Source organism: Streptomyces sp. NPDC094147 (assembly GCF_044764265.1).
In the GTDB taxonomy this organism is placed as follows: Bacteria; Actinomycetota; Actinomycetes; order Streptomycetales; family Streptomycetaceae; genus Streptomyces.
Genome location: NZ_JBIWHT010000065.1, coordinates 1 through 10,525, shown reverse-complemented (window position 1 = coordinate 10,525; position 10,525 = coordinate 1). Strand labels below are relative to the sequence as shown.

General features: G+C 67.2%; 5 protein-coding genes and 1 pseudogene. 2 read left to right on the top strand and 4 right to left on the bottom strand.

Translation table 11 applies throughout. The features are described from left to right. Together ACIQ8J_RS35440 and ACIQ8J_RS35435 are read left to right on the top strand one after the other, a co-directional pair. Positions 1–1,051 (top strand): annotated as a pseudogene (locus ACIQ8J_RS35440) (hypothetical protein); the annotation flags it as partial. Between the two features lie 21 nt (positions 1,052–1,072). Continuing rightward, positions 1,073–1,468, top strand: a complete 396-nt coding sequence (locus ACIQ8J_RS35435; RefSeq protein WP_403278167.1) for a hypothetical protein — start codon at positions 1,073–1,075, stop codon at positions 1,466–1,468. A gap of 113 nt (positions 1,469–1,581) precedes the next feature. Here ACIQ8J_RS35435 and ACIQ8J_RS35430 read toward each other — a convergent pair whose 3' ends face one another. From ACIQ8J_RS35430 to ACIQ8J_RS35415, 4 genes are all read right to left on the bottom strand, one after another. Next, positions 1,582–2,001 carry an OsmC family protein gene (locus ACIQ8J_RS35430; RefSeq protein WP_403278166.1) on the bottom strand — a complete coding sequence of 140 codons (420 nt, stop codon included), beginning with the start codon at positions 1,999–2,001 and terminating at the stop codon, positions 1,582–1,584. Between the two features lie 1,483 nt (positions 2,002–3,484). Further along, positions 3,485–4,747, bottom strand: a complete 1,263-nt coding sequence (locus tag ACIQ8J_RS35425) for an MFS transporter (protein WP_403278165.1) — start codon at positions 4,745–4,747, stop codon at positions 3,485–3,487. A 219-nt stretch (positions 4,748–4,966) separates the two neighbouring features. Beyond that, complete coding sequence (locus tag ACIQ8J_RS35420) at positions 4,967–5,656, bottom strand: TauD/TfdA family dioxygenase (protein ID WP_403278164.1); 690 nt, start codon at positions 5,654–5,656, stop codon at positions 4,967–4,969. Positions 5,657–6,206: 550 nt separating this feature from the next. Then, positions 6,207–10,520 carry an amino acid adenylation domain-containing protein gene (locus tag ACIQ8J_RS35415; protein WP_403278168.1) on the bottom strand — a complete coding sequence of 1,438 codons (4,314 nt, stop codon included), beginning with the start codon at positions 10,518–10,520 and terminating at the stop codon, positions 6,207–6,209. Positions 10,521–10,525 lie beyond the last annotated feature (5 nt).

Genomic DNA, 10,525 nt, shown 5'->3' with positions numbered 1-10,525 from the left:
CACCTACGCCGAATGGCCCGACGGCACCAAGCTCTCCTTCACGGACGGCGAGTACACCGTCACGCACCCCGACGGCACCAAGACCGCGGCCCACGTCGAGCTCTCAGCCGACCAGATCGCCCAGCTCAAAAGCTCCCTGCCGCACGCGGCGGAGCCCCCGTTGCCCGGGGTGAAATCGCCCGTGCTCGTTGCCGCTGGTGAACGAGCCGGCCATGGAACGCTGGACAACACCACCCGCGACTCGATCGGGCGCCCCACCGCAGCGCATGAGCCACCCAGGGGTGTCGGTACGCACACCACGCCGTCCACGGGCGCCCACGCCGTGGACCATCCGACCGGTGGCGGCACCAGTCCGCACGACCCCTCAGGTCACGGTTCCGGTCACAGCGGCGACGTCGGCAGTGGGGGCGGCGAAGGGCACACTGGCGAACACGGCAACCATGGCAATGCCGATCACTCCGCCAGTAAGGACACCGATCACGGGGCGGCGGAGCCCGCGCCGGATCCCGCACACACCATGCGGTCGGACTATGTCCCGCCGGACGCGCCGGAATCCAAGCTGCCCGCTCCACCTAAGGAGCACGGTGACGTCGTGCTGGCGACTGGTGACCACGTCTACCAGCAGCCGCACCTGACTACAATCGGCTACGACAGCATGACCCAATTGAACCGGGAATTCACGGCACGGCTAGACGGCTACCACGACGTGATCGTTCACGGTAATGACAAGGGATTCTTCATGCCCGGCAGGAAGAATGCCGCTGGAGTCGATTTCCCGCCTGGCGAGGTGCACCCCTTCCACATAGTTGAGGCCATCAGGAACAATCCCAGTTACAAGGGTGGGCCCATCAGGCTCATCTCTTGCCATACGGGACGGATTCGCGACGGCATAACAGATATCCCTGCGGCGCAGCAGCTGGCGAACGAACTGGGTGTTCCGGTCATGGCTCCGACGGACGAAGTGGGTATCTACCCCTCACGACCAAAGGGCCAAGTACCGGAGGTGCAAAATGATGGATACTGGAGGACCTTCCTCCCCATTGCCAAGTAGTCCTTGAAGGGAAGTGTCAAGATGAAGGTTCTCGGCTTCTACAGCGAGCTTTGGCCGTCGAGCCCGGAGGCCACCAGCAGCATCCGCTCGTTCGTGGCGGATGCACCGCAGCCGAACGAGAGCGAAATCGCCTCTTATCTCCGCGGCGGGCATATGCTCTTCGCCTCCATGGGCGTCGTCGACGACGTGCTCGGGTCGGGCGAAAACATCATGGGCGGCGGTTCGATGTTCACGGACGGAGAGTGGGTCTGGCGCGGTGACCTCTGGTTCTACGTTTCCAGGCACCATGCCGTGCTTCCGGAAGAATTCCGGGCCAGGGCCGAGTCTTTGGGATACGTAGTTCCCGCTGTCGAGCAGGAGCATCTCATGGCCCTTACGGACGAGCTCCAGGCTCTCCGGTCTGGTAAGCGGAAATAGGTCCGGTGGCCGATACCTCCGCTTACCATGGCTCCGCACCGCATGCAATGGTGACAATCAGCCGCCACTCTCTGACCTCGGAGGATTCCCCTCGCGAGTTCATGGAGAGGCTTTCAAGCCTCGCGCAGAACACGCTTGACCGGATTGAGACCTCCGATTTTGAGCGTTTCGATGTGCTGACTTTTAATCTGGCGGTTGCGAAGGCTCGCTGCGGAACTCCAGGCCAAGGGGATCAAGAACATCGAATTCGAGCTGAAGCTTCCTGAGAAGCAGCTCCGACTGCCGTGTTCATCTTCGGCCTTGTTGCCGGTCACCGTCACACGAAACGTGGCAGGTTCCGCATGGCGGCTCGTGGCGACGTCCACGTCGGCGGCGGTGCAACCGCCGATCGCGGCCAGGAAGAGCTCGACCGGGGTGAAGTCGGCGCCCGAGCCGGTGCCGAAGTCCACCGTGGCTCCGCGGACGTTGGTCGCGGTGAACTGGCCGGCGCCGGTCCGCTCGATGGTGACGGAACGCAGCAAGTGGGAAGTCATGGCAACGAGAGTAGTGACGCGCTGCACCAGTGGCCCGTATGCCGCGCCTGTGCTGAGGCGAGCAGCCGTGAGGGTGCAGTCTGCGACGGGCGGGCCGTGGGTGCTGCCCAGTTCCCACCCTCCGTCAGTTGACGGGGACATGACTGGCCGCGAATCTCACCGGGGCCGTGGTGGCGATGCCGTTGTCCATGGCTTCACCGCAGACGACATCTATACGTTCGTGCGAGACATTTACATTAGGACGAACGTATAGATCTCGGTGTCGGCCTCGGCTCGCCACCCGCGCCCCGCGGCACTGCCGGCCGAAGGAGCCGAGCACGAGCAGCTCCTGGACCACGCCGAGCCCCTGCCCCGACCGCCGAGGCCTACTGGGAGGGCGCCCTCCCAGTCGCCGCGTTCACGTCAGGAAGAAAGGAAAGCCCTCCTCCCCATAGGGAGGAGGTCCCCGAACGGAAACCAGCGACGCACTTTCGACGAGAAGCAGCTCCGGGACCAAGGGCCTGAAGGGCAGGGCAGGTTGATGTGCAGGGTGTCGTCGCACACGAAGTCAGCGTGACGCCCACCAGCCATAGTCACCGCGAATGTCGCGAACCCCCGAGAACGTACTCACTCTGAGCGTCGCCCAACGGTCATGAGCCGCGATCCACGACAACTCTCGTATCCTCGCCGACTTCCGCCTGCACCTCATGGCCACGCCACGCATCCTGACTTCAGGTCAGCAGAAGTCGAGCGGGACGCCCTTGTCCACGCAGTGCTTCATGACGTCGTTCAGCTAGCGGGCGTCCTTGATACGTCGTTGGAGAATGGGGCCGAGCCAGCCCACCCCTGCAGTGGCATATCCCGTCCACCGGCGTCCGCGAGCATGTCCGCGTGCCGCGACCCCAGGACCGCGCCGACAGGAACCACGGCCAAGCCCGGAATCCGACGCAGAACTGCGGTTGATCTTGTTGTGGAGGCCGTCGGACGCGGATCGTCCCCGCGGCACAGCGTGTGAAGCGCCAACCACTGCACACTCGTTCGAGGGCTGGTGCGTTGGTCACAGTACCGTCGGGCTGAGTCCGCATCAGCTGATCATGCTCATTTCGCGGGCGGCGCGGCCGCGGACGCTGCTGCCGTTGGTGGGTGCCGTGCTTTCTGCTGCGCAACAACGTCACAACGGGGTGCACGGCCTGGCCGGGAAATGTTCGGGGTATCGCAGCCCGCCGTCTCCGGGTACGGCACCTTGCTGCGGCGACGGTACGGGTGGCACTGTAGGGCCTCGGTGCGGGATCTCCCGCCTGCCTCGGGCGAGCCCCTGCTGATCGGCATCTCCTGGCTGGCTGCTAGGACTGGACGGCCATCGAACCGCTCTTCTCCGGCCAGCACCACCGGTACGCACCCCCCTGACAAACCCCCTCCCACCGTCCGCCCACGCACGTGGAGACGACCTGTCTCGTGATGAGCAGGTGTGAGTTCACCAGGCCGTAACGGCGCTCGACGGACCTCACCGGGAGGCCGGCTGCAGGGACGCGGGCGTGTGGTCCGCTGCGGGTAGACGGGCTCGCATTCTGCGAGCGGTCCACGCGGTGACCGCCAAGAGCAGGGCTGCGCCGACGAGGAAGGGGGCACGGAGGCCCAGCAGGTGCGCGATCAGTCCGCTGGTGACCGCGCCGAGGGCGCTCATGCCCGCGTTGACCATTTGGTACGCCATGTTGACCCGGCCGAAGAGGTGGTCGGGTACGAGGCTCTGCCGGAGGGATACGGCCACGACGTTCCATGCCAGCGATGCCGCGCCGTAGCCGGCGATGAAGCAGCCGAACGCCACGCCGGAGGAGACCGTGCCTGCCGCCGCCACGGCCACCGCCTGGCCGGTCATGGCCAGGGTGAGCACCCTGCCGGGGCCCATCCGCCCGGACAGCCGGGGGGTGACGGCAGCGCCGGCCAGGCCCCCCACCGCGAACGCCGCCATGACCAGTCCGTAGCCGACGCTGCCGAGGCCGAGTATGGCCTTCGCGTAGAGGGCCAGGACCGTGATGAGGCCGGTGATCACCAAGTTGTAGGCACCGCTGGCCGCGGAGAGGAGCCGCAGTGTCCTCTGCCGCCACAGCCAGTGGATGCCCTCGGTCACTTCCTGCCGGAAGGATGCCCGCGGTTTCGGGTCGGCCGCCTGCGCACGGAAACTCCCGGGCAACGCGGCGACGAAGAACGCGGCGCACGCGATGCACATCGCCTGTGCAACAAACGGTGCCGCGAGTGCTGTGGTGAAGAGTACGGCGCCGAGTGGCGATCCCAGCAGGTTGGCCGTCACTTGCGCCGTCGCCTGGAGTACCGCATTGGCGCGGGTTCGTGCGCCCGGCTCGACGAGTGCGGGCACCATTCCGCCCCAGGCACCTACGTACATGACCTGCCCGGCACCGAGCATCAGGGCGACCCCGCCGAGCAGCGGGATCGAAGCCTGTCCGGCGAGGACCACCACGGCGAACATGCCTGCGACCACGGCCCGCAGCGAGTCGGTGATCCACAGAACCCGTCTGCGGTCGAGCCGGTCCGCGACGACCCCGGACACCGGACCGATCAGGAGCCACGGCAGCTGTTCGGCGAGGAAGACGAGTGACACATCACGCGGATCGCCGGTGAGTTGCCCGGCGAGCAGGGGCATCGCCGTCAGGGCGATGCCGTCGCCGAGGCCGGCGGCGGTCACCGAGCTCCACAGCAGGAGGAACCGGGAGCCCAGGGGGTTCCGCAGGACCGGTGTTCGAGCGGGCATGGAGAGCCGTTCCTTCGCCTGATGCGTCATCAGTTGGTCGGAGGCCGGGGAGCGCGGTCGGACGGCGGGCCGGGGCGCCCCGGCCCGGCACGCCCCGGCCCGTGGTGATCCGCATCGCCCCCGCACGTGGCCCGTGCACAGCTCGATCCCTGCCTGGTCGGAGTATCAGTGCTGCGGGGCCGGGGAGAGGCTGTCCCCGATGTGCACGCGCCACAGTGATCACAGTTCGATCGCGGACTGGCCGTAGCCGTGCTCCTGCTGTTCCGACGCCGGACGGCTGAGCCGCCCCGGAATCCGGACCAGAGCTCGCTTCAGCCAGCGGTCGGTCCCGTCGTAACGGGCGCGGAAGGGCACCCGGCCGTGCACGGCGACGTCGTTGTCCAGAGCCAGTACGTCCCCGGGCTCCAGGACCACCTCCATGGACACGTTCAGCAGTTCCTGCTCCAGCCGCTGATACGCCGCCCGGTAGCCTTCGTCAGCCTGGTCGAGCGGGGTGTACGCCGGGTCGAACCGCAGGGTGAGCCCGTCCGGGGATTCCCACAGGGTCCGGACCGCGGGGGGTTCGCCGTGGAAGTCCGGGACTTCCTCGTAGGCGTCGTCGGGGAGAATGGGCACGACCGGGCGGGTGAGCCGGGCAGTCTCCTGGGCGTCCAGTCCGATGCGCCGCACGCTCGCCGCAGTGGTGGCCACCCGGTCGTGGTTGCGCATGCAGCACAGGAGCAGCAGGTGGGCACGGTGCGGGTGGAAGGCGTCCTCCGTATGGGGGCTCAGAAGGACCGTGCTGCTGGCTCCCGTCTGTTCGTTCTCATGGCCGACGGCAGGAACGATGTTGTTGACCGCGCGGCCGTTCTGCTGTCCCGCCCAGGCGACCGGACGTCCCATCAGGTGGACGATGAGCAGCAGGACCACGTCCCAGATCGCTCCCGCGTGCGCTGCGTGGGACCAGTGAAGGGGTGTGGGTCCAAGGGCGGCGTCATCGATTTCGATTCCCCGGACGACAAACAGGCCGGCCGAAGTGAACTCCGGGGCGAATTGATCGCGTACACGTTTTTCCAACAGGTTGGTGGCGTGCTCCAGAGATTCAAAAAGAGAAGCCGCGGTCGAAGATCCGTGTTCCACGAGGAGTTTTTCGGCGACCTGAATCAGTTGCTCTGCCGAATCCTGGTTCAGCCTGCGAATTGGCATGTTTGGAGGCATGAGAATTCCTCTTCTGAAGTCGGGAAGGATGCAAGAAGGATGATGCGGGGGCAGAGAGGTGCCGGCCGATCGGTTCGGCCGGGTCGTGCCGGTCGGCTCGCCGGACCGCTCGGGAACAGGCCGTTCATTTCGCCGGGGCCGGCCCGTCGCCTCCGGCGCGGGTGCGGGGCGAGCAGGCCCGCGGCTTCAGCCCGACGTGCGCCGTGCGACTGCGGATTGCTCAGGCCCCATGTCCGACGCACGCCGTACGACTGCGGGCCTTTCAGGCCGCGTGCCCGGTGGCACCCGCGGCTCGGGGATCTGAATCGTCCGGCGCGTCATCGCGTTCGGTCACCGCGACAGCGAGCGCGGCCACTGTTTTGTGGACGAACACGTCGCGTGGTGTGAGGACGAGGCCTGCCTTGCGGGCCCGGGACACCAGCTGGATCGAGACGATCGAGTCGCCACCCAGGTCGAAGAAGCTGTCGTCGACACCCACCCCGGGCAGCCCCAGCACCTCGGCAAACACCCCCCGAAGCGCCTCCTCACGAGGAGTGCGCGCGGCCCGGCCCGGCCGGCCGGCGCCGAACCCCGGCACAGGCAGCGCCTTGCGGTCCAGCTTCCCGTTCGCGGTCAACGGCAACGCCTCCAGCCCCACCAACACCGACGGCACCATATAGTCCGGCAACACCGCCGCCACCCGCGCCCGCACGACCTCCACGTCCAACACAGTCCCGGCCGCAGACACCACATAACCAGCCAGCCGCCTCACACCCGGCTGGTCCTCCCGCACCGCAACCGCCGCCTGGGCAACCCCATCCACCGCCGCCAACACAGCCTCGATCTCACCGAGTTCGATGCGGAACCCACGGATCTTCACCTGATGGTCAGCACGCCCGATGTATTCGAGGCTGCCGTCCACATCGCGGCGCACCAGATCACCAGTCCGGTACATCCGAGTTCCGGCCGGGCCATACGGATCGGCCACAAACCGCTCCCCCGTCAACCCCGGACGATTCAGATACCCCCGGGCGAGTTGCACGCCGGCGAGGTACAGCTCGCCCGTCACCCCGGCCGGAACCGGCTGCAGACCCGCGTCCAGCACATACGCCCGGGTGTTCCACACGGGCCTGCCGATCAAGACCGTCGCCGAATCCGGCTCGACGGGTGCGAAGGTCACGTCGACCGAGGCCTCGGTCGGGCCGTAGAGGTTGTGCAACGGCACACCGAGCAGCGCGTGGAACCGTTCCGCCACCGCCTGAGGCAGCGCCTCGCCGCTGCACAGCACACGGCGCAGACCCCCGCACCGCGCCGCCGACGGCTCCTCCAGGAAGGCGGCAAGCATCGACGGCACGAAGTGCGCGGTGGTCACGTGCTGCCGGTGGATGAGGTCCGCGAGGTAAACCGGGTCCTTGTGGCCTTCCGGCCTGGCCACCACCAGCGTCGCACCCGTGATCAGGGGCCAGAAGAACTCCCATACCGACACGTCGAAACTCGACGGGGTCTTCTGCAGCACCCGGTCCTCGGAGGTCAGCCGGTAGGCATCCTGCATCCACAGCAGGCGGTTCACGATGCCGGCGTGCGGCACCGTCACGCCCTTCGGGTGCCCGGTCGACCCCGAGGTGTAGATCACGTATGCCGGGTGAGCCGAGTGGTAGAACCCGGGCAGGTCTCCGAGCGCACAGGCATCCAGGTCCTCGATGAACACCGACGGCACGTCGGACTCCGGCACCCGGGCACCCTGGGTGGTCAGCACACACCCTGCACCGGAGTCGGCAAGCATGAACTCCAGCCGCTGTGGCGGGTAGTCCGCGTCCAGCGGCAGATACGCCGCACCGGCCCGATGCACGGCCAGCAGCGCCACAACCAGTTCCACCGACCGCGCCAATGCCACGGCCACGACCGACTCGGCGCCGATACCACGGCCCGCCAGCACCCTCGCCAGCCGCTCGACGCGCTCATCCAGCTCCGCGTAGGTCAGCGACTGCTCCTCGAAGACCACCGCGGTCGCGCCCGGTGTACGGGCTACCTGCTCGCGGAACAGCTCCGGCAGCGTCCTCTCCAGCACTGCCACGGCCGTGTCGTTCCACTGTTCCCACCGCTGCCGCTCCGGTTCCGACAGCAGGTTGGCGCTGCTGTGGTCGGTCTCGGGCCGCTCGGTCATTTCGGTCAGGACTGCCACGTAGTGGCCGTGGATCTGCTCGATCTGTTCCCTGGTGAACTGCCCCGTGTCGTAACTCAGGTAGAGCCCGATTTCTCCTGAGGAGCTGTCGACGTGGAAATCCGCGCTGAACGGGAAGTCAGTCTGGGCCACACCGGCGGCCATGTGGATGTCGCTGCTTGCGGCATCACGTTCGACGTGGAAATGGGTGTAGTTGAAGAAGGACTCGAACAGCGCCGACTGCCCGCTGAGCCGCATGATCTCGGTCATGGGATAGCGGCGGTGCTGCTGGATGTCGTGGTCCAGGTCGGCGGTCCGCCGGATCAGATCGATCCAGCTGCCGCCGGCCAACCGCCCGCGCACGGGCAGAGTGTTGAGGAACAGGCCCACGACCCGGTCGCCGTCCGGCTCCTCAGTACGCCCGTTGTAAACCGCGCCCGTCACCACGTCCCTGGTGCCCGCCAGCAGGCCCATGACCCGCAGATGCGCGGCCAGCACAATCGTGCGCTCCGCAACGCCGAGCTTCGCGGTCAGGCCGCGTATCCCGTCCTGTACCGACGGGGGAATCGGTGGCCCGACGACGTCCTTGCCCGCCAGCTCGCCCGGGTGCGATCGGCGAGGCAGCCGGTTGAAGGGTGCCTCGTCCATCTGGGCGGCCCAGAACCGGCGGTCCGACTCGCTTTCCAGGGCGTCGAGTTCCAGCTGGACATAGTTGCGGAAGCGCGCGGTGACCGGCGGAGCCGTGTGCGTGCCGGCGTAGCGGTTGAGAAGCTCGGAGAGCATCGAGCGCTCGCTCCACCCGTCCATGATGGCGTGATGCTCGGTGACGAACAGCTGCATGGTGTCCTCGGACAGCCGCTGTACGTGGAAGCGGATCAGCGGCGGCCGGGTCCAGTCGAACGGTGTCCGCAGCTCACGGTCGTAACGCGCCTGGATCAGCGACTCCTGGTCGGCCCGGCCTCGCAGGTCCTCGACGGTCAGAGGTGCCGACACGGACTCGTGGACGAGCTGGACCGGCTGATCAAAGCCTGTGAGGGCGAAGGACGTGCGCAGCATCTCGTGAGCGGCTACGAGTCCCGACACCGCCTCGTGCCACGCCCGTTCGTCGAACGGCGCCTTGAACCGATACGACCCGATGTTGTGGTAGGCGGCCGACCGCTCGCTCGCCAGGACCATGCCCATCTGCAGCCGGGTCATCGGATAGGCGTCCACCACGTTGGCGGGAATCGCCGCCCGGTGGCCGTCTGGCAGCAGAGCGAACGGCTCCTCGCCCTCGCTGCTCCCGGCGTGCGCCTCGGCGACAGTCACGACCGGTGCCAGGGAACGGATCGTCGCATGGCGCAGGAGGTCGGCGATCTGGAAGTGCAGACCACGCTGCCGGGCCAGCGCCAGCACCCTGATGCTGCGAATCGAGTCGCCGCCGAGTGCGAAGTAGTTGTCATCGATGCCCACTTCCCGCCGGCCCAGGACTTCCGCCCATGCTTCGGCGAGGGCGGCCTCGACCCGGTTGCGCGGCGCCGTGTACCGGCCCGACGCGCCCAACGCCGGCTCGGGCAGCGCCCGCTGGTCCACCTTGCCGTTCGCGGTCAGGGGGAACCGGTCCATGACCACCAGGTGCGCGGGAACCATGTAGTCGGGCAGCTTCGCAGCCAGCTGCTCGCGTAGTGACTGGGGGGCCGCGTCGGTAACCGCGTAGCCGACCAGCTGGTCTTCGCTTACGACGACGGCCGCTTGGGTGACTCCGTGGATCGCGGTGAGTGCGGCTTCGATCTCGCCGAGTTCGATGCGGAACCCACGGATCTTCACCTGATGGTCAGCACGCCCGATGTATTCGAGGCTGCCGTCCACATCGCGGCGCACCAGATCACCGGTCCGATACATCCGAGTTCCGGCCGGGCCATACGGATCGGCCACAAACCGCTCCCCCGTCAACCCCGAACGATTCAGATACCCCCGGGCCAGACCCGCGCCTGCCACATACAGCTCACCGACGACTCCGGGCGGAGCCGGCCGCAACGCACCGTCCAGCACATACAGACCCAGGTCCGGAATACCGCGGCCAATCACGCTGCCCCGCGCATCATCAACAGCCTCGCGGTCCAGCAGGGCGTAAGTGACATGCACCGTCGTCTCGGTGATCCCATACATGTTCACCATGTCCGGCCCACCACCGGGATTGTCCTGGTACCACTGGCGCAACCGGTTCAGGTCGAGTGCCTCACCGCCGAAGACCACCGTCCGCAACCCGCTCAGCACCCCCGCCGAGGACTCCTTCTCCTCACGCAGCAGCTGATAGAACGCCGACGGAGTCTGGTTGAGAACCGTCACCCCCTCACGCGCCAACAACGCCAGGAAGTCCGCCGGCGACCTGCTCACCAGGAACGGCACCACAACCAGCCGGCCACCAGTCAGCAACGGCCCCCAGATCTCCCACACCGAGA